18 protein-coding genes are annotated in these 23,634 nt (G+C 75.0%); 9 read left to right on the forward strand and 9 right to left on the reverse strand.

All coding sequences use genetic code 11. The features are described 5' to 3' along the window. Positions 1-24 precede the first annotated feature (24 nt). Entirely contained in the window at positions 25-738 is a 714-nt protein-coding gene (locus ACIA8Q_RS27675; RefSeq protein ID WP_360212033.1) for a hypothetical protein, read from the forward strand. A 54-nt stretch (positions 739-792) separates the two neighbouring features. Here the strand turns inward: ACIA8Q_RS27675 and ACIA8Q_RS27680 are convergent, their stop codons facing one another. Further along, positions 793-3,567 carry a SpoIIE family protein phosphatase gene (locus tag ACIA8Q_RS27680; RefSeq protein WP_396317881.1) on the reverse strand — a complete coding sequence of 925 codons (2,775 nt, stop codon included), beginning with the start codon at positions 3,565-3,567 and terminating at the stop codon, positions 793-795. A gap of 279 nt (positions 3,568-3,846) precedes the next feature. Here ACIA8Q_RS27680 and ACIA8Q_RS27685 point away from each other — a divergent pair, with 279 nt between their 5' ends. The 5 genes from ACIA8Q_RS27685 (at position 3,847) to ACIA8Q_RS27705 (ending at position 10,161) form a co-directional block, all read left to right on the forward strand. Then, positions 3,847-5,070: a rhodanese-like domain-containing protein gene (locus ACIA8Q_RS27685; protein ID WP_387905023.1), complete on the forward strand. Its 1,224-nt coding sequence runs from the start codon at positions 3,847-3,849 to the stop codon at positions 5,068-5,070. A gap of 92 nt (positions 5,071-5,162) precedes the next feature. After that, positions 5,163-5,828 (forward strand): DUF5819 family protein, encoded by a 666-nt coding sequence (locus ACIA8Q_RS27690; RefSeq protein ID WP_360212027.1) that lies wholly within the window; start codon positions 5,163-5,165, stop codon positions 5,826-5,828. Beyond that, positions 5,825-7,189 carry an HTTM domain-containing protein gene (locus ACIA8Q_RS27695; RefSeq protein WP_396317882.1) on the forward strand — a complete coding sequence of 455 codons (1,365 nt, stop codon included), beginning with the start codon at positions 5,825-5,827 and terminating at the stop codon, positions 7,187-7,189. The genes ACIA8Q_RS27690 and ACIA8Q_RS27695 overlap by 4 nt, the downstream gene beginning before the upstream one ends. Before the next feature lie 10 nt (positions 7,190-7,199). Beyond that, a complete protein-coding gene (locus tag ACIA8Q_RS27700) occupies positions 7,200-9,365 on the forward strand; it encodes an FUSC family protein (RefSeq protein WP_396317883.1) in 2,166 nt (721 codons plus the stop codon). Positions 9,366-9,408: 43 nt separating this feature from the next. Next, on the forward strand, positions 9,409-10,161 hold the full coding sequence (locus ACIA8Q_RS27705; protein ID WP_360212021.1) for an RNA methyltransferase: 753 nt from the start codon (positions 9,409-9,411) through the stop codon (positions 10,159-10,161). 165 nt (positions 10,162-10,326) lie between these two features. On the opposite strand, the gene ACIA8Q_RS27710 is transcribed toward ACIA8Q_RS27705, so the two are convergent. From ACIA8Q_RS27710 to ACIA8Q_RS27725, 4 genes are all read right to left on the reverse strand, one after another. Further along, positions 10,327-11,253, reverse strand: a complete 927-nt coding sequence (locus ACIA8Q_RS27710) for a pyridoxamine 5'-phosphate oxidase family protein (protein WP_360212019.1) — start codon at positions 11,251-11,253, stop codon at positions 10,327-10,329. Positions 11,254-11,278: 25 nt separating this feature from the next. Continuing rightward, positions 11,279-11,749 carry a VOC family protein gene (locus ACIA8Q_RS27715; protein ID WP_360212017.1) on the reverse strand — a complete coding sequence of 157 codons (471 nt, stop codon included), beginning with the start codon at positions 11,747-11,749 and terminating at the stop codon, positions 11,279-11,281. Positions 11,750-11,989: 240 nt separating this feature from the next. Continuing rightward, positions 11,990-13,003, reverse strand: coding sequence for an XRE family transcriptional regulator (locus ACIA8Q_RS27720; protein ID WP_360212015.1), 1,014 nt, complete (start codon positions 13,001-13,003; stop codon positions 11,990-11,992). 278 nt (positions 13,004-13,281) lie between these two features. Beyond that, positions 13,282-15,426, reverse strand: coding sequence for a protease pro-enzyme activation domain-containing protein (locus ACIA8Q_RS27725; RefSeq protein ID WP_396317884.1), 2,145 nt, complete (start codon positions 15,424-15,426; stop codon positions 13,282-13,284). Positions 15,427-15,692: 266 nt separating this feature from the next. Here ACIA8Q_RS27725 and ACIA8Q_RS27730 point away from each other — a divergent pair, with 266 nt between their 5' ends. After that, entirely contained in the window at positions 15,693-16,250 is a 558-nt protein-coding gene (locus tag ACIA8Q_RS27730; RefSeq protein WP_396317885.1) for a CGNR zinc finger domain-containing protein, read from the forward strand. A gap of 97 nt (positions 16,251-16,347) precedes the next feature. Here the strand turns inward: ACIA8Q_RS27730 and ACIA8Q_RS27735 are convergent, their stop codons facing one another. The 3 genes from ACIA8Q_RS27735 to ACIA8Q_RS27745 all read right to left on the reverse strand — a co-directional run bounded on the left by ACIA8Q_RS27735 (position 16,348) and on the right by ACIA8Q_RS27745 (position 21,097). Then, positions 16,348-17,835, reverse strand: a complete 1,488-nt coding sequence (locus tag ACIA8Q_RS27735; protein WP_396317886.1) for an FAD-dependent monooxygenase — start codon at positions 17,833-17,835, stop codon at positions 16,348-16,350. Between the two features lie 144 nt (positions 17,836-17,979). Beyond that, positions 17,980-19,680, reverse strand: coding sequence for a phenylacetic acid degradation protein PaaN (paaN, locus tag ACIA8Q_RS27740; protein WP_360212007.1), 1,701 nt, complete (start codon positions 19,678-19,680; stop codon positions 17,980-17,982). Between the two features lie 151 nt (positions 19,681-19,831). Then, entirely contained in the window at positions 19,832-21,097 is a 1,266-nt protein-coding gene (locus ACIA8Q_RS27745; protein ID WP_360212005.1) for a hypothetical protein, read from the reverse strand. Positions 21,098-21,271: 174 nt separating this feature from the next. Between ACIA8Q_RS27745 and ACIA8Q_RS27750 the strand changes: the two genes are divergently transcribed. Then, on the forward strand, positions 21,272-21,856 hold the full coding sequence (locus tag ACIA8Q_RS27750) for a TetR/AcrR family transcriptional regulator (RefSeq protein WP_360212003.1): 585 nt from the start codon (positions 21,272-21,274) through the stop codon (positions 21,854-21,856). A gap of 18 nt (positions 21,857-21,874) precedes the next feature. Here ACIA8Q_RS27750 and ACIA8Q_RS27755 read toward each other — a convergent pair whose 3' ends face one another. Further along, the gene (locus tag ACIA8Q_RS27755; protein WP_360212001.1) at positions 21,875-22,336 is read right to left on the reverse strand and encodes an Lrp/AsnC family transcriptional regulator; all 462 of its coding nucleotides are present in this window, start codon (positions 22,334-22,336) and stop codon (positions 21,875-21,877) included. A 149-nt stretch (positions 22,337-22,485) separates the two neighbouring features. Here ACIA8Q_RS27755 and pdhA point away from each other — a divergent pair, with 149 nt between their 5' ends. Then, positions 22,486-23,625: a pyruvate dehydrogenase (acetyl-transferring) E1 component subunit alpha gene (gene pdhA / locus ACIA8Q_RS27760; protein ID WP_360211999.1), complete on the forward strand. Its 1,140-nt coding sequence runs from the start codon at positions 22,486-22,488 to the stop codon at positions 23,623-23,625. The last annotated feature ends 9 nt before the right edge of the window (positions 23,626-23,634 follow it).

Below are 23,634 nucleotides of genomic sequence, written 5' to 3' on the forward strand. Positions count from 1 at the left end.
GTCGCCGAGTGGGGAACGTTGTACGTGACGGTCCGGGACACGGTGGCGCGCAAGAAGCTCGCGGCCGTACCGATGGCCACGGCGGCGACGTTTCTGATCCTGCTGTTCAGCATCACCCAGCACCTGCCGGGGGGCGAGCGCTTCGTCAACCACATCGGGGTGGTCAAGGCGGCGCTGCCGCTGGAGGTCTCGCTGCTGCGGACCCCGCTCTCGTTGTACGTGCCGGCCCTGGACCTGCCGGTCTGGGGCGCGCTGGCCCAGGTGTTCGTGGTCTTCGGCCTCGCCGAGATCGTGCTGGGCCGGCGGATGACCCTGGTGGTCGCCTACACCTGCACCGTGGCGGGCACGCTGTTCGCCCGGGTCGGCGTGGCGATCGGCCCGGACCACCTGTTCGGCTTCCCGAAGTGGGTCGCCTACGTGCGGGACACCGGGCCGTCGGCCGCGGTGGTGGCGCTGGCGATCGTCATCGCGTTCCGTTGCCGGGCCTGGTTCACCGCCGGCCTGGTCGTGGCGCTGATGGTCGGCGAGGCCGTCGTGCTGCCGAACCTGGCCGGTCTGGAGCACGTGGTGGCGGTGATCGGCGCGCTGCTGATCGCCGTCTCGGTCGAGGTGTTCGGGGACTTCTGGCCGCGGGTGCTGGCCGGGGTCGGAGCCGCCACCTCGGTGGCCGCGGCCGCCTCGCGGGAGGTCGCGGTGGAGGCCCGGCGCCGCCGGTCGGCGGGTGCGGTCATCCCCTGAGGCGCCCGGAGCCGGGGTGCGCGCCGGGCCGCGGGCCGGGCGCGCACCGGCGCGTCAGGCGTGCGGGAGCGGGAGCTCGAACCAGACGACCTTCCCCACCGCCTTGCGGGCGGTGCCCCAGCGCTCGGCCAGCTTGGTCACCAGGGTGAGGCCCCGGCCGGTCTCGCCGAGCTGCTCGGCGGGCTCCAGCGACGGCAGGTTGTGGTTGTCGTCGCTGACCTCGACCAGCAGTTTGTCCACCCGGATCAGCTGGAGCTGGACGCGGTCCCGGGCCACCCGGACGGCGTTCGTGACCAGCTCGCTGACCAGCAGCTCGGTGGTGTCGCTGAGCGCCTCCAGGTGCCAGCCGGCCAGCTGCTCGCGGACCAGTGAACGGGCCCGGCGGACCTCGCGGTGGTCCACCGTGAGGTCCCAGGTGGCCACCTCGGACGGGGCGACCCCGTCGAAGCGGGCCACCAGCAGGGCGACGTCGTCCTTCCGGTCGTCCGAGTGCAGCCGCTTGAGCACCACGTCGCAGGCCTGTTCCGGGCTCTGCCGCGGGTCGATCAGGTTCCCGCAGAGCGCGGCCAGGCCCGCCCCTATGTCACCGCCGCGGACCTCGACCAGGCCGTCGGTGCACAGCACCAGCATCGAACCGTCCGAGACGTCGATCGTCTTGGCGACGAACGGGACGCCGCCGACGCCGATCGGTGCGCCGGCCGGGATCTCCAGCAGTTCGCCGGAGCCGTCGGGGTGCACCAGCACCGGGGGGACGTGGCCGGCGCTGGCCAGCTCGCAGGTGCGGTTGATCGGGTCGTAGACCGCGTACAGGCAGGTGGCGAGGTGGTCGTCGCCGAGCTTGTGGGCCAGGTTGTCCAGGTGGCGCAGCAGCTGGCCGGGCGGCAGGTCGAGGGCGGCGAGGGTCTGCATGGCGGTGCGGAAGCGACCCATCGCGGCCGCCGAGTGCAGGCCGTGCCCCATCACGTCGCCGACCACCAGGGCGACCCGGCTGCCGGGCAGCTGGATCGCGTCGAACCAGTCGCCGCCGACCTCGGCCTTCGGGTCGCCCGGCAGGTAGCGGTGGGCGATCTGTACGCCCGGGATCTGCGGCGGGCGGGTCGGGATCATCGAACGCTGCAGGGTGGTCGCCACCCTGGCCTCGGCGCGGTGCAGCCGGGCGTTGTCCAGGGAGAGCGCGGCGCGGACGGCCAGTTCCTTGAGGGTGGCGGCGTCGCTCTCGTCGAAGGGCGCGCGGTCCGGCAGCCGGAGCAGCTTGAGGATGCCCAGCACGGTGCCCCGGGCGGACAGCGGCACCACCAGCATCGAGCGGCCGGTGACCACCGGGGCGAGCCGGACGCCGCCGAGCGCGATCGCGTAGTCGACGGCGACGTCCTCGCTGACCACCGGGACCAGCACCGGCTGGTTGAGCTGCAGGGCCATCCCGGGCGGGGTCCGGCGGGGCATGCTGACCAGCGAGCCCTCGGCGAGCACGTGGTCCCAGGCGCCGCCGGTCTCGTTGTAGACGAGGGCGACCCTCCGGAGCATGGTGTCGTCGTCCGGCCGGGCGACCGGTAGCTCGGAGTCGGAGATCAGCCCGTCCACCAGGTCCACGCAGGCGAAGTCGGCGACCCGGGGGACCAGCACCTGGCAGAGCTCGTGCGCGGTGAAGCCGAGGTCCAGGGTGGTGCCGACCTTGCCGCCGACCTCGTTCAGCAGGGCCAGCTGCTCGCCGGCCTGCCCGTTGGTCAGGAACGGGCCCAGCCGCCCGGGCTGCGCGGCCTCGGCGGCCGTGGGGGCCGCGGGGGCCGGGACGACGGGGGGCGGCCGGTGGCCGTTGCCGGCCGGCTCGGGGCCGGACGCCCCGGGGGAGGACGGTGCGCGGGTGGACGGCTCGGCGGCGGCCTGGTCGATGGGGACTCCTCCTCCGGCGGGCGGCGGGGCGGTCGGCGGTGCGGCGGCGACGGATTCGGCGGTGACGGGTTCGGCGGCCTCGCGCTGGGCCGGCAGCGGCCCGGGCGGGCGGCCCCGGACGGTGCGGGCCGCGGGCGCGGCGGGGTCGGGCGGCGGGGTCGGGCCGAGCCGGGCGGCGCGCTGCTGGGCGGTCGGGTAGCGCCGACCGAGCCCGGCGGCCGCGTGCGCGGCGGCGGCCTGGGCGTCGGCGGGCAGGACCGGCAGCACGGTGGACGCGTCCAGCCGCAGGGCGGGCAGCCCGGCCCGGTCCAGGGCGTCGAGCAGCAGGGCCCGGCGGTCGGCCGAGCCGGCCGGCAGCAGCGGGACGAGCCGGTCGGCCGGGAGCAGGCCGGCGCTCAGCCGCCCCGGTGCGGTCAGGGTGGCGCCCAGCCGGTGGAAGCCGCCCCGGGCGGACGGGGTGGCGGCGAACGGGAGCAGCCGCTCGCCGAGCACGAGCCGCGGGCCGGCGGTGCGCAGCGGCCGGGCGTCGGCGGCGAGGGCCAGCAGGCCGCCGAACGGCTCGGGCAGCGGGTAGGCCCACCAGAGCACGTCGCGCAGGTGCTCCTCGCGGTCGGTGACCGGCATCTGCCCGGCCCAGGGGCGGCCCTCGGAGGTCAGCGCGGCCAGGGTGTCCAGGGCGTCGCAGCGGCGCCGGACGACGGAGCCGGAGGCGCCGAGCGGTTCGACGGCGGGCAGCAGCCCGCTGGCGGCGCGGTCGTGGGCGACGTCGGCGCGGTGTCCGAACAGTTCCTCGGCGGCCCGGCTCCACTGGGCGATCCGTCCGGTCCGGTCGACCAGGACGAGGGCGAGCCGGACCAGGGCGGCCACGCCGGTCGGGTGGTCACCCGGCACGGTGTCGGCGCCCGCCGGGCGCGGTGTGGAGTTGGACTCGGCCACCATGGATTCGGTCTGCTCCCGCCTGGCCGCCACGCCTGGAGGCGGCCGTCTCTCCGGAGGAAGGCACGCTGTGTGGATACCAGCGAAGCACGGACCGGGCCGGGCTCGATAGCGAAACGGGGAGATTCCTCAGGATCGGTTGCGTGTCGTGCGGCGCGCGCCGGTCCGCGCTCCTCGTTCACCCGGACGGGGCTTTCGCGCACAACGGTAGGGTGGCAGGCCGGGCCGCCCCGCGGGGCGGTTCCGCGGGACGCAGCAGGCCGGACGAGACAGAGGCGAGAAGTGAGCGCGCAGAGCCCCGTCCGCTGGACGGATCCGGAGCAGCAGGAGCTGGAGGAGCGGGTCGCCGCCGCGGAACTCGCCTGGCTGAGCATGGACGTCGACGTGCAGACGCTCCGGGTCGAGATCGACAACTTCGCCCTGATCCACCATCAGCTGCTCGGCCCGCTGTACGCGCGCCTGGACGAGCTGGAGGCGCTGGTCGCCGAGGCGGTCGCCGCCCGGACCGGGAACCCCGAGGACCTGCGCCGGGCCGCCGAGGCCCGCCGACAGGTCGAGGAGCTGCCCGACCTGGACGCGCTGTTCGACTCCGTGCGGGAGCAGGAGGCGGCCGCGCCGCCGCCCGCCGCGCCCGCCCGGGTGCGCCCCGGGCGGGACGCCCAGCGCGTCTACCGCGAGCTGGTCCGCCGCGCCCACCCCGACCTGAGCACCGACCCGGCCGAGCAGGAGCGGCGCGCCGCGTTCCTGGCCCGGGTCAACGAGGCCTACGCCCTCGGCGACGGCACCGCGCTGGAGGGCCTGGCCGCCGAGTGGTCGACCGCGCCCGAGGCCGCGCCCGCCGTCGACGCGCCCGACCGGCTGGAGTGGCTGCGCCGCCGGCTCGAGTGGCTGACCGCCAAGATCACCGAGACCGCCGTCGAGCAGGTCCGGCTGGAGCGCACCCCGATGGGGCAGCTGCTCGCGCTCGCCCCGCAGGACCCGGACGGGCTGCTGGAGCAGCTCGCCGAGGAACTGCTCGCCAAGGCCGCCGCCCAGCAGGCCGAACTGGAGCGGCTGCTCGGCGGCCCGCAGTCCGCGCACGGCGGTCACCGCCCGCCGGTGGGCGACAATGGCACCGACCCGACCGCCGACCCCCGGCCTCCTTCGGCCGGAACGCACCCCCACCAGGAGAGCCCCACGATGTTCGCGCAGATCCCCTCCGCCGCCGCTGCCGCCGTGCCCGCCGACGCCGCCCTCCTGGACGTGCGCGAGCAGGACGAGTGGGACGCCGGGCACGTGGACGGCGCGCTGCACATCCCGCTCGGCGAGGTGATCGCCCGGCTCGGCGAGCTGCCGGACGGCAAGCTCTACGTCCTCTGCCGGGTCGGCGGCCGCTCCGCGCAGGTCGTCCAGTACCTGGTGCAGCAGGGCCGGGACGCGGTGAACGTGGACGGCGGCATGTACGCCTGGGAGGGTGCCGGCCGCCCGATGGTGAGCAGCACCGGCCAGGACGCCTACGTGCTCTGAGGTCTCCTGCATCCCCGCCCGGTAGGGCAGGATGGGCGCGCGACCGCGCCGGGACGGGACCGGGCCGGCGCGCCCACCGGATCGGGGAGGCCGTGACGGAGACGACGACGGGGCCGGCACCGGCCCCCGGGCGGGTCTGGTCGGCGCCCGCGCAACTGGTGCTCGGCCTGGCCGGGGCGGTGCTGGTGGTCGCGACCGGGCTCTTCCTCGCCGCGGTGTTCCTGCACGTCGCGCCGCCCAACGCGCTCTCCCGGCAGTACCGGGCGGAGGTCGACGGCCTGGTGTACCCGGAGTTCGAGCAGAACTGGAAGCTGTTCGCGCCCAACCCGCTGCAGCAGAACGTCAGCCTGGACGCCCGGGTGCGCACCGTCGGGGACGGCGGCGCCACCACCACCCGGGACTGGACCGGGCTGACGGCGCAGGACCTCGCCGCGGTGCGCGGCAACCCCGCGCCCAGCCACGTCGACCAGAACCTGCTGCGCCGGGCCTGGGACTTCTACGAGGGTTCGCACAGCCCGCAGGACGACTCCCTGACCAACGCCCGCGGCAAGCTCGCCGAGCAGTACCTCAAGCGGATCGCCCTGCAGCGGATCGGCCGGGAGGTGGCCGGTGAGCGGATCCTGGAGATCGAGTTCCGGGTGACCGCGACGACCGTCCCGCCGCCGTCCTGGAGCGGCGAGGCCGCGCCGGCGGCGCCGAAGGCGCGGGAGCTGCCGTGGTGGCCGGTGGGCGACGAGGACTACCGGGGGCTCGGGTGAACGAGACGTCGTCGCGGCCACCGGCCGGTGCCCCCGCGCAGGCCCCCGTCGACTCCCCCGTCGACGCCGGGGCGGTCGGGCTGCCGCAGCAGGCCGGGCCGCCGCCCGCGGCCGGAGCCGTCGCACCGGGGGTCGTCGCGCCCGGGACCGTCGCACCCGGGACCGTCGCGCCCGGTGGCACCGTATCCGCCGCCCGGGCGGCCCTGGGCACGGCGGCCGCGCGGGCCGTCGCGGCGTTCACCGGGCAGCTGTTCGGCGGGCACCAGGCCGCGGTGGTGCGGATCGGCTTCGGGCTGGTCTGGCTCGCCTACCTGCTGCGCGAGTGGCCCAACCGGCGGGTGCTGTACGGCGACCGCTCCCCCTGGTCGATGGAGCTGGCCGAGCGGCTGCTCGCCGACAACGGGGCGTTCACCGTGCTGCCCTGGTTCGGGGGGCGGTTCTGGTTCGAGCTGGTCTACCACCTGGCGGTGCTGGCCGCGCTGGCCGTGGTCCTCGGCTGGCGGACCAGGGCGAGCGGCGTGCTGTTCCTGGTCACCGTGCTGTCCCTGCAGAACCGCGACGTCTTCCTGGGCGACGGCGGCGACAACGTCGTCCACCTGATGGCGGTCTACCTGGTCTTCACCCGCTGCGCCGAGGTGTGGTCGTTCGACGCCCGCCGGGCCGCCCGCCGGGCGCTCCCCCCGGGCCGGTCCGGGGCCGACCGCGGCGGGGTGCTGCTCTGGGGGCTGCTCGGCGCCGTCCTGGCGCTCTGCCAGCTCGGCGACTTCTCCGGCGAGAGCCTCACCTGGACGGCCCGGACCTTCCCGTACGTCGGCTGGGCGCCGCTGTTCTGGGGCCTGTGGGCGGTCGCCGGGCTCTGGTGGGCGCTGGGACGGCTGCGCCCGGGCGGCGAGGCGCGGGCGGTGCTGGACGCGCTGGCCACCATGGTGCACAACTGCGCCATGCTGGTGATCGCCGCCGAGGTGGTGCTGATCTACGCGACGGCCGGCTGGTACAAGGTGCAGGGCTCGCGCTGGCAGGACGGCACCGCGCTGTACTACCCGCTGCACCTGGACTACTTCGCGCCCTGGCCGTGGCTGTCCGCCCTGGTCGGCTCGGCGCTGGTGCCGGTCTTCCTGATCTCCTACGGCACGGTGGTCGTGCAGGTCGCGTTCCCCTTCACCCTGCTCAACCGGCGGGTGAAGAACGTGCTGCTGGCCGTGATGATGGCCGAGCACCTGGGGATCGCGGTGCTGCTCGGGCTGCCGGTCTTCTCCCTCGCGATGATCGCGGCGGACGCGGTCTTCCTGCCGACCGGGGCGCTGCTCTGGCTGGCGGCCCGGGTGCAGCGGATCCGGCGGGGCCGGGGGCCCGTCACTTAGGCTGACCGACATGTCCTGGTTCGCCGCCCTTCGTGACACCGCGCGGACCGGACTGACCCTCGACCGGGCGCTCACCGACCCCAAACGGGCCGTCCGCGGTGCCGTCGCCGTCGCCCTGGTGCTCCTCCCGACCCTGGCGCTCGCCGGCCCGACCCCCGCCACCTCCGCCGCGATGGGCGCGTTCATCGCCGGTACGGCCACCTTCCAGCGCAGCTTCCGGCCCCGGGCCAGCCTCGCCGTCGCGGCCGGCCTCGCGCTGGGCACCAGCACCTTCCTCGGCTACCTGGCGGCCGGGGTCGCCGGCCTCTTCCCGGTGCTGCTGGCGGTCTGGGCCTTCGGCGCCGGACTGGCCTGGGCGATCGGGCCCACCGCCGGCGTGGTCGCCGCCAACACCGTCTCGGTGATGCTGGTCGTCGTCCAGCTGCCGGTCAGCGCGCTCGCCGCGCTCGGCCACGGACTCCTCTGCGCCGTCGGCGGTGTCGTCCAGGCCGCCGTGATCACCCTCTGGCCGATCGGCAGCTGGACCGCCCAGCGGGACGCCCTCGCCGACACCTACGCGGAACTCGCCGACTACGCCCGCAGGTTGCGCCAGGACCCGACCGCGCACGTCGACCCGGCGCCGTTCATGACCGCCCGGCACGCCGCCGCGCTCACGCCCTGGCAGGACCGCCACCGGCCGCCCGAACTGCGCGGCCTGCGCGGCCTCGCCGAGCGCATCCGGCCCACCCTGGCCGCACTCGCCGACCCCAGGGTCGGTGCTCCCGCGGAGGGCCCGGAGCGCGACCGGGCCCGCGAGGTGCTGGCCGCCTCGGCCGAGGTGATGGACGCCCTGGCCCGGGCCGTCCGCAGCGGCGAGGCGGTCCGGCTGCCCCGCTCGGCGCCCTCGCTCACGCTGGCCACCCCCGAGGAGGGCGTCCGGCTCCGGGGCGCGGCCCGGCGGTCCGCCCGGCGGCTGGGCGGGCTGCTGCGCAAGGCCGCCGACGCCCTCGACCGGGGCGACGAGGAGACCATCAGCACCCCGGTGGTCGGGGCCGGCGGAGCGCTGCACAAGCCGCCGATGTTCCGGATGCTGCCGGTGGCCCTGCGCATGGTGCAGCGCCAGTTCCAGCCGCGCTCCGCGGTCTTCCAGCACGCCGTCCGGCTCGCCGGCGTGGTCACCGTCGCCTACCTGCTGGCCCGGCTGGCCGGCTTCCACCACGGGTACTGGGCACCGATGACGGCGGCCATGGTGATGCGGCCGGACTTCGCACAGACCTACAGCCGGGGCGTCGCCCGGCTGGCCGGCACCGTCGTCGGCGTGGCCGTCTCCACCCTGGTGGTGCAGCTCGCCCACCCCGGCGAGTGGGTCCTGGCGGTGCTCGCCGTGCTCTGCATCGGCGGGGCGTACCTCACCCTGCGGACCGGGTACGCGCTGATGACCGTCGGCATCTCCTCCTACGTGGTGTTCCTGCTCGGCCTGCAGGCCGGGGACCCGTTCACCACGGCCGTCGAGCGGGTCGGGCTCACCCTGCTCGGCGGCTCGGTGGCGCTGGTCGCGTACGCGCTCTTCCCCACCTGGCAGACCGCCCGGCTGGGGGAGCGGCTGGCCGAGTGGCTGGCCGCCGCCGGGCGGTACGCGGGCGCCGTCGTCGCCTGCTACGAGGACCCGGCGGCGCCGCGCGGACGGGCGGTGCGCTCGGCGCTGCTGGACTCCCGGGAGGCCCGCTCCGAACTGCTCCAGGCGATGGAGCGGGCCGACGCCGAACCGGGCCGGCACGCCTCCGGGCTGCCCGGGCTGAACCGGCGCCAGCTGGACCGGGCCCGGGCCGCGGTCGGGCACCTGGGGCGGGTCGCCGTCCTGCTGGAGGCCCATCTCCCGGCCGCCGACGCCGATCCCGTCCCGGGCACCGCGGAGTACGCGGAGGAGCTGCGGTTGGCCACCGCGCTCGCGGGGGCCGCGCTGCTGACCGGGCGGCCGGTGGAGTTCGACGCCGTGCGGGAGGCCCAGACGCGGCTGGAGGAGCGGCTGGTGCAGGCGCCGGCCGGGGTGCAGCGGGACGTCGTGCGGGCCGGGACGCGACTGCTCGGGCAGGCGCTGAAGGACCTGGAGCGGGCGCTGCGCGGGCGGGAGGACGTCCGGGGGCCGGAGGAGGCGCGGTACCGGGAGGCGGTGCCGGCGCCGGAGGGCCCGCGGTAGGCCCCGGCGGGCCGGGGTCCACCGGGGTGACAGAGTGAACGCCATGGACGAGGACGAGCTGGTGCGGGCGTGGCGGGCGGCGGAGCGGGAGCCGGGGGCGCTGCTGCTGGACGGGTTCCACGCGCTGAAGCACGCACTGCGCTTCGGCGGGGACGTCCGGCGGGTGCTGACCGCCGACCGGGCGGCGCTGCTGGAGCTGGCCGCGGAGCTGGCGGCGGACGTGCTGCCCGCGCTGGACGGCCTGGCCGAGGAGCTGCCGGAGCCGCGGCTGCGGGCGCTGGCGCCCCGGCTGCACCCGACCGGGGTGATCGCGCTGGCGGTGCGGCCGTCCGTCGCCGCGAACCTGGCGGTGCTGGCCGAGCGCCCCCGGCGGGCCCCGGTGGTGCTGCTGGAGAACCCGCGCAACCTGGGCAACGTCGGGGCGGTGATCCGGCTGGCGGCCGGGTTCGGCGCCACCGGCGTGGTCACCACCGGCGACCTGGACCCGTGGCACCCGACGGTGCTGCGCGGCAGCGCCGGCCTGCACTTCGCCACCGCCGTGGAGCGGCTGGCCCTGCCGGAGCTGCCCGCCGGGCCGTTGTACGTGCTGGACCCGGAGGGCGCGGACATCCGCACGCTGCCCTTCCCGGACGACGCGTTGCTCGCCTTCGGCACCGAGCGGCACGGCGTCTCGGCGGAGCTCAGGGCGCGGGCGGACCAGCTGGTCGCGGTGCCGATGCAGCCGGGGGTGTCCAGCTTCAACCTGGCGACCAGCGTGGCGATGGGTCTCTTCCACTGGATGTCCGGGCGGCGCTGAGGCGTCGCGCCGCGGGCCGCCGGGCGGTCAGGAGAACAGCCGGCGCCAGGTCTCCGGGCCCGGGTGGCCGGCGGCGTCCGGGCCGGTCCGGCCCTGGGCCTGCTGGAGGGCCTGGAACGGCCTTGCGGTCGGAAGACCTTGTCCGGGGCGGGCGGTGGTGGCGCGTCAGGCCGCGGCGGCGGGCGGGAGGGCCGGGGAGTACTCCGGTCCGGTCCAGGTCAGCGGGGTGGCGTCGGCCAGCTCGCGGACGCCGGTGACGGTCAGTTCGACCATCCGCTCGGCGCCCGGGGCGCCCTGCCGGGCCCCGTCGGACCAGTCGGTCCGGGCCTCCCCGGTGACCAGCAGCGCCCCGCCGGTCTCCCAGTCGGGCAGCAGCAGGCCGGCGCGTGGGTCCAGCTCCAGGTTGCCGAGGGTCAGGAACATGCTGTTGCCCGGGTACTCGGGCCAGCGCAGCCGGTCCGGCGCCACCGCCTGCAGGAAGCCGGGGAAGCCGCCCCGGTGGGAGGCGTCCACGCTGCCGTCCGGGCCGGTGGTGGCGACGAAGAAGGTGTCGGCGGTGGCCGCGGTCAGCTGCTGGGCGGTGGACAGCACCGGCCCGGCGGCGACCGCGCGCGGCGGGCCGGCGGCGGGCCGGTCCAGCGGGGTGCGGCGCTGGATGTACTTGGGGCAGTTGGCGACCACCTGCTCGGCGGTGATCGTCAGGCCGCCCCGGCCGTCCGGTGCGGAGCGGCCGTTGAGCCGCATCCGGCGGCGGCCGGCCGGGTCCAGGGCGATGGTGCCGACCCGGGCGGGCCGGGTCAGCGCCGCGGCCAGCGGGTCGTCCCCGGCGGGGTGGGCGGCCACCGCCAGGGTCCGCTCGTCGGGGGCCTGCAGGAAGCCGGCGGGGCCGGCCAGCTGGGTGGCCCAGATCCGGCCGTCCCGGTCGGCGGCGCCGAGGACGAGCATCCGGCGTTCGGCGAGGAAGCGGGCGGCCACCGCCGGGACGGTGTCCCGGATCGACCGGCCGGCGTGGTCCGCCCGGTCGCTCCGGCCGGCCCGGGCCTGGGCGGCCCGTTCGCCGGGGTGGTAGGGCGTCGCGGTGGGGGGCGTCATGGCCGGCTCCAGTCGGGGGTGCTCGTTAGAAGAAACCGCAGGTCGGTGCGGAGGGGGTGGGGGCGGTGGCCCCGGTCTCGTCCACCCCGGTGCGGGTGTAGATCTCCAGCCGGATGCCGTCGGGGTCGGTGAAGAAGATGCCGCCGGAGGCCGAGCCCTCGTTGTGCGGGACGACGCCGTCGTGGGCGAAGGAGGCGCCGAGCCCCCGCAGCAGTTCCTCGGCGGCGCGGACCTCCTGGAGGCTCTCGACCTCGAAGGAGAGGTGGTGCAGGCCGGGCGCGGAGGTGGCGAAGGTGCCCTCGCTCTGCTGCCAGAGCGTCACCACGAGGCGGCCGTCGCGGCCGAGCAGGGCGAAGCGGCGCTCGGGGTCGGTGCCCTCGCGGGTGACCTCCAGGCCGAACACGGCGCGGTAGAAGTCGATCGAGCGGGCCAGGTCGGTGACGTTCAGCCCGATGTGGCCGGTGGTCAGGGTGCGGAGCGCGGTGGTGGCGGACATGCCTGGTCACTCCCGTGGTGTGGGGCCGTCGGCGAGGCTGCTGCCTAACCGGTACTCACGAATGTAGGGGTTAGGTGATGGGGCGTCAACCGGTACCGGTCCACGAAGGGGTTAGGTGTCGGCGTGGGCGCGCGGCCGGACCGGGCACGCGAAGAGCCCGCCGGACGCGGTCCGGCGGGCTCAACGGGGGTCGGTCAACGGGGGTCGGTCAAGGGGTGGTGCCCACGGGACGGCCGGCGGCTACTGCCACTCCCAGCGGATGCCGATGTGTCCCGGCTGCTGGTCCGGGGCCAGCACGTGGGCGCTCGCGGAGGCGCCGATCCAGAGCTGCTCGCGGCGGTGGTCGACGTCGGCGCCCGGCTCGCGGTCGTAGCGCTCGCAGTGCGCGGGGACGGCCGCCGGGTCGAAGTGCACCTGGAGCACGTACTCGCGCACCGTCGTCGCGAAGCGGCGGCTGTACTCCAGGGTCGGGCCGCCGGGCGGGATCTCCACCTCGTACTCGAAGACCGTGCTGTCGCCGAGGGCCAGCGGGCGGTCCAGCATCAGCTCGCCGACGGTCAGGCCGGCCTCCGGGCGTCGGCGGACCCGGCCGAGCCGGCCGTGCCGCACCGAGGTGATCTCGGGGCAGCCGGTGGCCTCCTCGTCGGCCTTGTGCACCACCAGGCAGCGGCCGACGCCGCTGACGGTGGCCCGCACCACCTGGCGCATCCGCAGCAGGTTGCCGCGCCGCTCGGCGTCCACGTAGTACGAGTCGTGGATGCTCAGCCGCTCCAGCTCACCGGCCGGCGGCGCGTCCAGCTCGGTGAAGATGTCCGCGATCTCCTGCTCGCCGGGCCAGACGTCCTCCAGCCCGAGGTGCAGGGTGTTGGCGGTGGCGGCCCAGCGGCCGCGGGGGCGCGGCGGGCCGAGCAGCGAGGTCAGCGCGCTGTGCGGCAGCCCGAGCAGCTCCTCCAGCAGGTGGACGGCGCGCAGCGAGCTGGCCCGCTCGGGCTGGCTGCGCCCGCGGCGCCAGTAACTCAGGGTCGTGACACTGACCCTGACACCGCGTTGGGCGAGTGCGGCCCGGATCCGGTCCAGGCTGAGGCCGCTGGCCTCGATGGCCAGGTGCAGGGTGTCCGCGAAGCCGCCCGCGGGGGCGGGCCGTCCTGCGGAGGGGGTGTTCGGCGCCGGTGCGGGCGCGGGTGGGCCGGGGCGCTCCGGGCGCGGTCCGACCAGTCGGAGCCGCGCGGAGTCCTGAGGCTGCTGTGCGGCCATGCGGTGACACTCCCCACCAGGTGAGTTCGGTGGGACCTGGCCGACGCCGGGGCGCGCCGCCAGCGGCTTCACCGAGCTTTGGGGAACCCTATGCACGGTCGAGAGGCTACGTCATCAGTCGTGCGTATGACAGTGGTCACGGCAGGTGAACCGAAGGGTTAGCGATCTTGAAACACTTCGGAAACACCCGCCGTGGATCCGGCCGGACGACGGACACCGCCGGGGCGGGCCGTACGGCGCCGCCCCGGCGGGGGTCTGGTGGTGCTGGCGGTCGGGGATCAGCCGACGTTCAGCGCCACGTCGTCGATCACGAAGCTGGTCTGCAGCGAGGAGTCCTCGGTGCCGGTGAACTTGATCGTGACGGTCTGGCCCGCGAACGAGGTCAGGTCCAGGGTGCGCTGCACGTAGCCGGCCGCGGCGTCCACGTTGGAGTAGGTCTTCAGCGTGGTGCTGTTGGCCTGGACGGTCAGCTTGTCGTACGCGGTGGAGCCGGTCTCGGCGGTGTCGACGTGCAGCCAGAAGGTCAGGCTCGCGGACTTGCAGCCGGCCGGGATCGAGACGGTCTGCGACACGGTGTCGCTGTGGGCGGAGCCGTAGCCGTCCATCCAGGCCTTCCAGCTGCCCGCGTGCGCCGCCTGCGAGGAGCTGTTGTCGACCACGCCGCTGGAGGCCGTCCACGGGGACGCCGTGCCGGTCTCGAAGCCGCCGTTGCCGATCAGCTGGGCGGCGGTGCAGCCGCCGCTGGGCGGCGGGGTGGTGCCGCCGAGCAGGGCGGTGGTCAGGCCGTCGGCGATCGGGGAGCCCCAGCCGGTGACCTGGTCGTAGCCGGCCTTGGCCGGGAAGTCCTGGTTGGAGCCGCTGGTCACGTCGTGGAACGCGGAGGCGGAGCCGCTGCCGTTCGCGACCGCGTACAGCCGGGGGCTGGCCTCGCCGAGGACCGGCTGGCCGGCCGCCTTGGCCTTCTGGTTGAACTGGGCCGCGTAGCCGGACCAGAGCGGCGCGGCCGCGCTGGTGCCGCCGTAGACCTGCCAGCCGCCGGCCGTGTAGATCGCGAAGCCGCTCGCCGGGTCGGCGTTGGAGGAGACGTCCGGGACGGTGCGCATGGTGCCGTTGATCCCGGTGCCGGTCTGCCAGGCGGGCTTGGCGAACACGGTGGAGACGCCGCCGCCGGCGGTGCTCCAGGCGCTCTCGGAGGAGTAGGTGGTGCCGGACACCTTGAGGTTGGTGCCGCCGACGCCGGTCTGGTGCGGGCTGGACGCCGGGAAGTCGACCGCCTTGACCGTCGAGCCGCTGGTGGAGCGGGTGCAGTCGCGCGAGCCGTCGTCGCCGGAGGCGGAGAAGATCGAGATGCCCTGGGCGGCGGCCTGCTTGAAGGCGTTGTCGACCGCGGTCATCGAGGCGGCGGTGGTGTCGGGCTCGCAGGAGCCCCAGGAGATCGAGATGACCGAGGCCCGGTTGTCGGCCACGATCTTGTTGGCCATGTCGATCTCGCCCTGGTCGCTGTTGGGCGCCTCGTAGACCAGCTGGGTCGCCTTGGGTGCGGCGCCGCGGACGATCTCGCTGTCCAGCTCGACCTCGCCCTGGCCCTCGCCCGGCTTGGAGTCGTAGTTGGCGCCGTCCACCGAGACGGTGGAGACCGCCGGGCCGGTCAGGCCGTACTGCGAGTCGTAGGTGGTCAGGTTGCCCTTGGAGTAGCCGTCGAACTCCCAGAGCGCGACGGTCACGCCGGTGCCGTCGGCGCCGGTCTTGTTCAGGTTGTAGGCGCCGTCGTACTGGGACGGGCCGAAGCCGCTCGGGGTCGCGGTGGCGGCCTTCGGGGCGATCGCGTTCGGCTTGGCCAGGCGGTTCTTGCGCACCGCGTGGTTGTCCAGGCCCTCGACGCCCTGGACCACGGAGGCCAGGTCGGCGGGCACGGAGGCGGCGGCGTCGTTGGCGAAGAAGGCCCGCTGCAGCTGCGGGTCGACGTAGGCGCTCTCGTGGGTGCCGAAGGCCTGCGAGACCTGGGCGGTGGTGCCGCGGGCGCTGACCACCTGGCGGTTGGCGCTCACGTCGGTGACCGTCAGGCCCTGGGCGGCCAGGTAGGACTTGACCTGGTCGACGGCGGCCTGGGTCGGGCCGAACCGGGCGGTGAACTGCTCGGGCGTCAGGTACTTGCCGAACTCCGGGGCGCCCGGCGTGGTGACCGCGGTGAGGAAGCGGTCCAGGGCGTCGGTGTCACGCAGCTTCAGGCTGACGGCCACCGAGATCTGCTGCTCGGCCGGGACGTCGCCCTTCTTCTCCGAGTGGGCCACCGCGGGGTTGACGGTGTCGGGGAGCGCGACGCGGGGGGCGGGCGCGGCCTGCGCGGTGGAGACGCCGAGGGAGACGGCGGTCAGCGGCAGCACGGCTATCGCCGCGGCGAGGGCAAGGGAGCGGGGGCGCAACGGATCCTCCTCTGGCCGGCTGTGGGGGCCGGCTGGGGGCCATGGCGTTCCGGGGTCGAGAACGCTGGCTAGAACATGACAGAACAACTGCGCGAGTTGGCTCATGGTCAAGCAATTCGTTGCTAAAAAACAGTCAAGTGTGGAGGGCTGGAAATGCCGCGCCCGCATACAGTGAATGGCCCGAATTCCCGGCCCGGTCCATACCAGTTCGGGGCGGAACGGGCGGACGTAGAATCGGGGCGATCCGAGGGAGGACGATGACCGACGTGACGACGGACCCCCGGGACCCCCGGCCGCTGACCGGTGAGCCGCTGGCACTCGACCTGCTGAACACCCGGTGGGCCGGCACCCCCGTCAACGACCTGCTCGCCGAGCCGGACGGGCAGCGGATCTGGCTCTCCTCCGCCGGCCTCACCGACCGCTGCCAGGACACCGACGCCGCCCTCGCGGCCCTGCGCGAGGCCCGCGGGGCGATCTCCGCGGTCGTCCAGGACGTCCTCACCGGAGGCGAGTTGGGCGCGGAGGCGACGGAGCGGCTGAACGCCGTGCTGCGGCACGGGCGGCTGCACCGGGAGCTCGGCCCGCAGGGGCCGGCCGCCCGCGTCGAGGTGGACGGGGCCGAGTGGCTGGCGGCCTGGCTGGCCGCGGACGACCTCCTCGACCTGCTCGGCCGGGGTGCGCACCGCATCAAGCGGTGCGCACACGAGGCCTGCATCCTGCATTTCCTCGACACGTCGCAGAACGGGCGCCGGCGCTGGTGCCGGATGGCGGTCTGCGGCAATCGCGCCAAGGCCGCGCGGCACTACGGGAAGGGCCGGGGTTAACCGACGACCGAACGAGCGGTCGGGGCTCCGGCGGCCCGGTGGGCGGGTGCGGGCGGTCGGCCGCGCACCCGCCGGCGGCGGGTCGGGCGGCGGTGGGTCAGACGGCGCCGAGCCACTCGGTGAGGGCCGCGCGCAGCTCGCCCTGGCCGGGGTCGACGGCGGCCCAGGCGGCGTAGCCGTCCGGCCGGATCAGCAGGACGGTGTCGCGCAGCTTCCCGTGCGGGTCGGCCGGTGCGGCGGTGACCATCCGGTCCGCCCAGGGCTCGGCGGCGGCCAGCTCGTCATTGCTGACCAGCACGAACCGCCCGGTGCGCAGCGCCTCGTAGAGCCGCTCCGGGGCGGCCGGAGCGCCCTCGACGGGCTTGCTCAGCGCGGTGAGCCGAAGGTCCGGGACGCGCTTGCCGACCTGCGGGTGGGCGTCCTTCGGGGCCGGGTAGGAGATGTCGAGGCCGGAGACCATCCGGGCGCCGCGCTGGGTGACCACGTCGAGGTGGCCGCCGAGCGCGGTGAGCGCCCCGCGCAGGGCGCGGGTGGGGGCGGACTCGGCGAGCGCGATCCGGATCAGCGCCCCGGAGGTGCGCAACACCGTCCGGCCGACGGGGTGCCGCTCGGTCTGGTAGGTGTCCAGCAGGGCGTCGGTGGCGCGGCCCCGGAGCACCGCGGCGAGCTTCCAGGAGAGGTTGGCGGCGTCCTGGAGGCCGGTGTTCATGCCCTGGCCGCCGGCCGGGGAGTGGCAGTGCGCGGCGTCGCCGGCCAGGAAGACCCGGCCCGAGCGGTAGTTGGGGGCCTGGCGCTCGTCGCTGTGGAAGGTGGAGCTCCAGCGGACGTCGTGCAGGCCGTAGTCCTCGCCGAGGGCGGCGCGGGCGACGTCGGCGATCCGCTCGGGCGAGGGGGTGTCGCCGTCCGGCTGGCGCTCCTCGCGGTCCCAGGCGATGACGCGGTACCAGCCGTCGCCGAAGGGGGCGAGGAAGGCGAACCCGGCCTCGTTGGCGCCGGCGGTGACGGCGTCGGCGGGTTCGCGCTCCAGCCGGGCGTCGGCGAGCATCACCGAGTCGACCACGGACTCGCCCGGGAAGGGGATGCCGAGCAGGTCGCGGACGGTGGAGCGGACGCCGTCGGTGCCGACCGCGTACCCGGCGGTGAAGGCCCGTCCGTCGGCGGTCTCCAGGGTGACGGACTCGGCGTCCTGGCGCAGCGCGGTGACCTCGGCGCCCCGCAGGACGGTCGCGCCGGCCTGCACGGCGCGCTCGTGGAGCAGCCGTTCGACGTTGTACTGCGGGGTGATCAGGACGAACGGGAACCGGGTGGGCAGCGAGCCGAGGTCGATGCCGAAGCGGTTGAACATCCGCAGCGAGGTGACCGGCCGGCCGGTGGCGATCAGGTCGTCGGCGAGGCCGCGGGCGTCCAGGAGCTCGGTGGTGCGGGCGTGCACGGCGAACGCCCGGGTCAGGTTGGACTCGGCGCCGCGCTTCTCCAGGACGGTGACGCCGACCCCGGCGGCGGCGAGGTCCCCCGCCAGCAGCAGTCCGGTCGGTCCGGCACCGACGATCAGGACGTCGGTGGCGGTCGTCGGCTTCGCGGTCATGTGTCAGCTCCCGGTGTTCGGAGGTCGGTTGGACGCCGTGTCCGGCGTTCTCCCAGCCTCCATCATCCCGGGCGCGCCGGGGACTGTGAACCGCCGGGCCCCGGCGGCGGTGCCGCCGGGGCCCGGGTGGGTGGTCCGCAGGGCTCAGCCGTGCCGGCGGACCTCCACCGTGCGGAACCGGTTGGCGACGAACGCGCCGTCGCAGTAGGCCGCGTTGGCGGCCGGGTTGGCGCCGGTGCCGTGCAGGTCGGAGAAGGCGGCCGTCTGGTTGGGGTAGACCCCGCCGGTCAGGTTGAGCGACAGCGAGACGCCCGCGTCGAGCGCGGCCTCGACCAGCAGGCCCTCCACCTCGGGCGAGGTGGTGTAGCCGGTGGCGGTCATGGCGCCCTTCTCGCGGACGGTGGTGCGCAGCAGCTCGACGGCGGCCGGGGTGGACTCGACGGCGACGGCGAAGGAGACCGGGCCGAAGCACTCGGTGCGGAAGACCGCGCGGTCGTCCGGCTTGTCGGCGTCCAGCTTGACCAGCGCGGGGGTGCGGACGGTCGCGCCGGGGAACTCGGCGGAGGTGACCGCGCGCGGGGCGAGCGCGAGCTCGCCGTACTCGCCGCCGGCCGCGGCGGCCGAGCGCTGCAGCACGCCCGGGTTGACCACGGCGCCGAGGACGGCGGCGGCGCGGGCGTCGTCCGAGAGCAGGCCCTCGATCGCGGCGGCGAGGTCGGCGACGACCTCGTCGTAGGACTTGTCGCCCTGGTCGGTGCTGATGCCGGTGCGCGGGATCAGCAGGTTCTGCGGGGTGGTGCACATCTGGCCGCTGTAGAGCGAGAGCGCGAAGGCCAGGTTGCCCAGCATGCCCTTGTAGTCGTCGGTGGAGTCGATGACCACCGCGTTGACGCCGGCCTTCTCGGTGTAGACCTCGGCCTGCCGGGCGTGCTCCTCCAGCCAGTCGCCGAAGGCGGTGGAGCCGGTGTAGTCGATCAGCCGGATCTCGGGGCGGACGGCGAGGGTCTGGGCGACGGTGCCGCCCTCGTGCTCGACGGCCAGGCAGACCGTGTTGGGGTCGTAGCCGGCCTCGGCGAGCACCTCGCGGGCGACCCGGACGGTCAGCGCGAGCGGCAGGACGGCCCGCGGGTGCGGCTTGACCAGCACCGGGTTGCCGGTGGCCAGCGAGGCGAACAGGCCGGGGTAGCCGTTCCAGGTGGGGAAGGTGTTGCAGCCGATCAGCAGCGCGAGGCCGCGCGGCACGACGGTGAACTCCTTGGTCATCACCAGCGGGTCGCGCTTGCCCTGCGGCTTGGTCCAGCCGGCCCGGCGGGGCAGCCGGGTCTGCTCGGCGTACGCGTAGGCGACGGCCTCCAGGCCGCGGTCCTGGGCGTGCGGGCCGCCGGCCTGGAAGGCCATGCCGTAGGCCTGGCCGGTGGTGTGCATGACGGCCTGGGCGAACTCGTGGGAGCGGGCGTTGATCCGGTGCAGGATCTCCAGGCAGACGGCGGCGCGCTCCAGCGGGGTGGCGGCGGCCCAGCCGGGGCGGGCGGCGGTGAGCGCGGCGATCAGCGCGTCCGGCTCGGCGTGCGGGTAGCCGACGCCCAGCTCCAGGCCGTACGGGGAGGCCTCGCCATCGACCAGGTCGCCGTCGGCGGGGTGGCCGTCGAGGGCGAACGGCCGGCCGAGCAGGCCGTCGAAGGCGGCCTTGCCGTCCGCCGGGCCGCTCTCGCCGTACGCCTTGGGGAACTCGGGGTAGGGCGACCAGTAGTCGCGCTTGGCGGCGGCGTCGAGGGCGGCGTCCAGGGTGGCCTGGTGGCGCTCGACCAGTTCGCCGACGAGGGGGTGGGTGACCGCTGCGGACATCTGTGCGCTCCTCAGAGGGGAGGACGGGACACGTCACAGAGTAACCGAACGATCGGTCGGCTCAAGAGGGTGCAGCGGTCGCGAATCCGGGAAGCGCGCGGGGGCGCGTCCGTCGCGGACGCGCCCCCGGGGGCCTGGAGAGGTGGTCGGTCTACGGAACGCCCAGCTCGAAGATGACGTACCCGGCGAACCAGCCCGAGGCGATCGCCCCGGTGCCCAGCACCGCCGCCAGCACCGGCCAGCTGAGCTTGCGCATCGCCACCGCCAGCGCGATGAACAGCGGGAACGCCGGCAGCAGGTAGCGCGAGACGTTGCCGAAGATGCCCAGGCTGCCGAGCACCGAGACGATCGTGGCCAGCGTGTAGGCGGTCAGCACCAGCGGCGGGCGCAGCCGGAACAGCAGCACCACCAGGGCCGGCAGGGTCAGCACGATCAGGGTCGCGAAGAGGTCCGGCACCGGGAACGCGAACGGGTAGTCGTTGCGCCCCAGCAGCACGCCCCGCATCGCCGCCCAGGTGCCCTGGCCCCAGTCGAAGTAGTGCAGCCAGGCGTCGTGCTGCAGCCGGAAGTAGCCGCCCCACTCGCCCATCCGCCAGCCCACCCAGGCGACGTAGCCGAGCAGGCCGACCGGGGCCAGCACCATCGCGGCCAGCGGGCGCAGCACGCCGCTGTCGCGCCGGTACAGCTCGACCAGCGCCGCCAGCCCGACCGCCCCGATCAGCGCCGCGGCCGTCGGCCGGTTCAGCCCGGCGACCAGGGTGATCAAGCCGGCCGCGACCCACTGCCTGCTCATCACGCAGTAGCAGGCCCAGGCGGCCAGCGCGACGAACAGCGAGTCCGAGTAGATCGCCCACTCGGCGCCCGAGCCCGGGGCGATCGCCCAGATCCCGGCCGCGATCACGCCCGCCTTCGGGCCGGCCATCCGGTCCACCACCGCGTAGATCCCGGCGGCGGCGAACAGCGAGGCCACCACCGACACCAGCATCCCGGCGCCGTACAGGCCGAGGCCGGTGACGTCCGAGGTCATCCGCATCAGGCCCGGGTAGAGCGGGAAGAACGCGGCGGAGTTCTGCTCGACGGTGAAGCCCACCGGGCCGTTCGGGACCGGGATCAGCGCGGGGTGGTAGCCGAACTCGGCCACCTGCTGGTACCACCAGCCGTCCCAGCTGGCCAGGACGTCCCACGGATTGGCACCGCCGCCGAACCGGGGGTGCTTCTTGATGTAGTCGCCGGAGAAGGAGAGCAGCTTCATGAAGACCGTGAAGCCGATCAGCTTCAGCACCGCGTAGCACCACACCGCCGGGCCGAACCGGACCACCAGGGCCCGGGCGTGCTCCCGCCAACCGCCGGGAACGCCCTCCGGCTCGTCGCTGCGCTGCTCGGGCGCGTCGGAGGCGACGGCCGGTATTGCGTTCATCGGACTGGACCCCACCTGCTGGACGTGGACGATCGTCCGCAGAGTCTAGGCCCTGCCCCTGAGAGCTGGTGTGGACCAGAGCCCGTGTGGAGCAGAGCCCGTGCGCACCGCGGCCGGTGCGCACCGGGCCGACCCGATCGCGTACGGCGCCGGGGGGCCGGGGATACTCGGGGGATGGCCGATCACACCACGCGCACCGCCTACACCGTCGAGTCACTGCTCGCGGTGACCGTCGACGTCTTCAACGAGCGCGGTTACGACGGCACCTCGATGGAGGACCTCTCCCGGGCCGCCGGGATCTCCAAGTCGTCCATCTACCACCACGTCCGCGGCAAGGAGGAGCTGCTGCGGCTGGCCGTCGGGCGGGCGCTGGACGGGCTGTTCGCGATCCTGTCCGAGCCGGCGGCGGTCGAGGGCCCCGCGGTGGAGCGGCTGGAGCACGTGGTGCGGCGTACCGCCGAGGTGCTGCTGGCGGAGCTGCCGTACGTGACCCTGCTGCTGCGGGTGCGCGGCAACACGGCCACCGAGCTGTGGGCGCTGGAGCGGCGCCGGGACTTCGACCACCAGGTCGCCGAGCTGCTGCGGGCGGCCGTCGCGGACGGCTCGCTGCGCGCGGACGTCGAGCCCCGGCTGGCCACCCGGCTGCTGTTCGGGATGATCAACTCGATCGTGGAGTGGTACCGGCCGGGCCTGCGCGGCGCCGACGGCGTCGCGGACGCGGTCGTCCACCTGGCCTTCGACGGCCTGCGCGCCCGCTAGCGCCGCACCCGGCGCCGCTCAGAGCGGGGGGACCTGGTCGGTCTCCTCGAAGATCAGCATGGTCCGGGTGCCGAGCACCTGCGGGATGGACTGGATGCGGTTGAGCACGAGCTCCCGCAGGGCGTGGTTGTCGGCGGTGTGCACCAGCAGCAGGACGTCGAAGTCCCCGCCGACCAGGGCGATGTGGGCGACCCCGGGGAGCTCCAGGAGCTGCTCCCGGACCGTCCGCCAGGAGTTCTGCACGATCTTCAGGGTGATGTACGCGGACGCGCCCTGACCTGCCCGTTCGTGGTCGACCCGAGCGGTGAAGCCGCGGATGACGCCGTCCTCGACCATCCTGGAGATCCGGGCGTACGCGTTGGCCCGGGACACGTGCACCCGCTCGGCCACCGAGCGGATGGAGGCGCGACCGTCCTGCTGCAGCAGCCGCAGGATCGACCGGTCGACCCGGTCGAGTCTGGACATCTGTTCAGCCGACATGACCCCCCACCCTCACCGATTGGACGCACTGCCACCAGTCGACCGCCGAACGGGCCGAATGTCCACCACCTTGTCACGCTTCTGGTCAAGATGAACAGACGACCGAACAATCGGTAGGGAGCCCCCGCCACCCCAGGAGGTGCCCCGAGATGACCGTTCTCGACCACAGACACCACACGGCGGTGCCCGGTTGGGAGCCCGGGGCCACCGCCCCGCGCTCCGATCCGGCCCCCCTGCTCCCGGACGCCTCCCCCGTCCGGGTGCTCGGCACCCCCGAGCTGGAGAAGTACGACCCGGCGCTGCTGCGCGAGCTCTACCGCCGCCTGGTGGTCGGCCGCCGCTACAACCAGCAGGCCACCACCCTGACCAAGCAGGGCCGGCTCGCCGTGTACCCGGCGTCCACCGGCCAGGAGGCCTGCCAGGTCGCCGCCGCGCTGGTGCTCGGCGAGCGCGACTGGCTGTTCCCCAGCTACCGGGACACCCTCGCGGTGGTCTCCCGGGGCGTCGACCCGCTGGAGGCGCTCACCCTGCTGCGCGGCAACGCCCACACCGGCTACGACCCGCGCGCCAGCCGCACCGCCCCGCTCTGCACCCCGCTGGCCACCCAGGCCCCGCACGCGGTGGGGCTGGCGCACGCCGCCCGGCTGGGCGGCGACCCGGTGGTGGCGCTCGCCATGCTCGGCGACGGCGGCACCAGCGAGGGCGACTTCCACGAGGCGCTGAACTTCGCCGCGGTGCTCCGGGCCCCGGTGGTCTTCCTGGTGCAGAACAACGGCTACGCGATCTCCGTGCCGCTCAGCGCGCAGTCCGCCGCGCCGACCCTGGCCCACAAGGCCGTCGGCTACGGGATGCCGGGCCGGCTGGTGGACGGCAACGACGCGCCCGCCGTGCACGGCGTCCTCGCCGAGGCGGTCGAGCGGGCCCGCACGGGCGGCGGTCCGACCCTGGTCGAGGCGCTGACCTACCGGGTCGAGGCGCACACCAACGCCGACGACGCCACCCGCTACCGCACCGAGCCCGAGGTTGAGGCCTGGCGCGAGCACGACCCGGTGCTGCTGATGGAGCGCGCGCTGCGCGGGCTCGGCGTGCTGGACGACGCGCTGGTGCAGGCCGCGGCGGACGAGGCGGAGGCGCTGGCGGCCCGGATGCGGGCCGAGTTCCACGCCGATCCCGAGCTGGACCCGATGTCGCTCTTCGCCCACGTCTTCGCCGAGCCGACCCCGCAGCTGCGGGAGCAGGCCGCCCAGTTGTCCGCCGAGCTGGCCGCCGAGGCCGAGGTGCAGCACTGATGCCCCCGA

It is taken from the genome of Kitasatospora sp. NPDC051705 (assembly GCF_044453265.1).
Lineage (GTDB): Bacteria > Actinomycetota > Actinomycetes > Streptomycetales > Streptomycetaceae > Kitasatospora.

What these genes read in the sequence shown, in the direction of transcription:
- ACIA8Q_RS27715 (WP_360212017.1), bottom strand. Translation starts at nt 11,749, where the DNA reads ATGTCCGCCACCACCGCGCTCCGCACCCTGACCACCGGCCACATCGGG.
- ACIA8Q_RS27735 (WP_396317886.1), bottom strand. Translation starts at nt 17,835, where the DNA reads ATGACCGCGAAGCCGACGACCGCCACCGACGTCCTGATCGTCGGTGCC.
- ACIA8Q_RS27720 (WP_360212015.1), bottom strand. Translation starts at nt 13,003, where the DNA reads ATGGCCGCACAGCAGCCTCAGGACTCCGCGCGGCTCCGACTGGTCGGA.
- ACIA8Q_RS27705 (WP_360212021.1), top strand. Translation starts at nt 9,409, where the DNA reads ATGGACGAGGACGAGCTGGTGCGGGCGTGGCGGGCGGCGGAGCGGGAG.
- ACIA8Q_RS27750 (WP_360212003.1), top strand. Translation starts at nt 21,272, where the DNA reads ATGGCCGATCACACCACGCGCACCGCCTACACCGTCGAGTCACTGCTC.
- ACIA8Q_RS27680 (WP_396317881.1), bottom strand. Translation starts at nt 3,567, where the DNA reads ATGGTGGCCGAGTCCAACTCCACACCGCGCCCGGCGGGCGCCGACACC.
- paaN (WP_360212007.1), bottom strand. Translation starts at nt 19,680, where the DNA reads ATGTCCGCAGCGGTCACCCACCCCCTCGTCGGCGAACTGGTCGAGCGC.
- ACIA8Q_RS27755 (WP_360212001.1), bottom strand. Translation starts at nt 22,336, where the DNA reads ATGTCGGCTGAACAGATGTCCAGACTCGACCGGGTCGACCGGTCGATC.
- ACIA8Q_RS27710 (WP_360212019.1), bottom strand. Translation starts at nt 11,253, where the DNA reads ATGACGCCCCCCACCGCGACGCCCTACCACCCCGGCGAACGGGCCGCC.
- ACIA8Q_RS27745 (WP_360212005.1), bottom strand. Translation starts at nt 21,097, where the DNA reads ATGAACGCAATACCGGCCGTCGCCTCCGACGCGCCCGAGCAGCGCAGC.
- pdhA (WP_360211999.1), top strand. Translation starts at nt 22,486, where the DNA reads ATGACCGTTCTCGACCACAGACACCACACGGCGGTGCCCGGTTGGGAG.
- ACIA8Q_RS27700 (WP_396317883.1), top strand. Translation starts at nt 7,200, where the DNA reads ATGTCCTGGTTCGCCGCCCTTCGTGACACCGCGCGGACCGGACTGACC.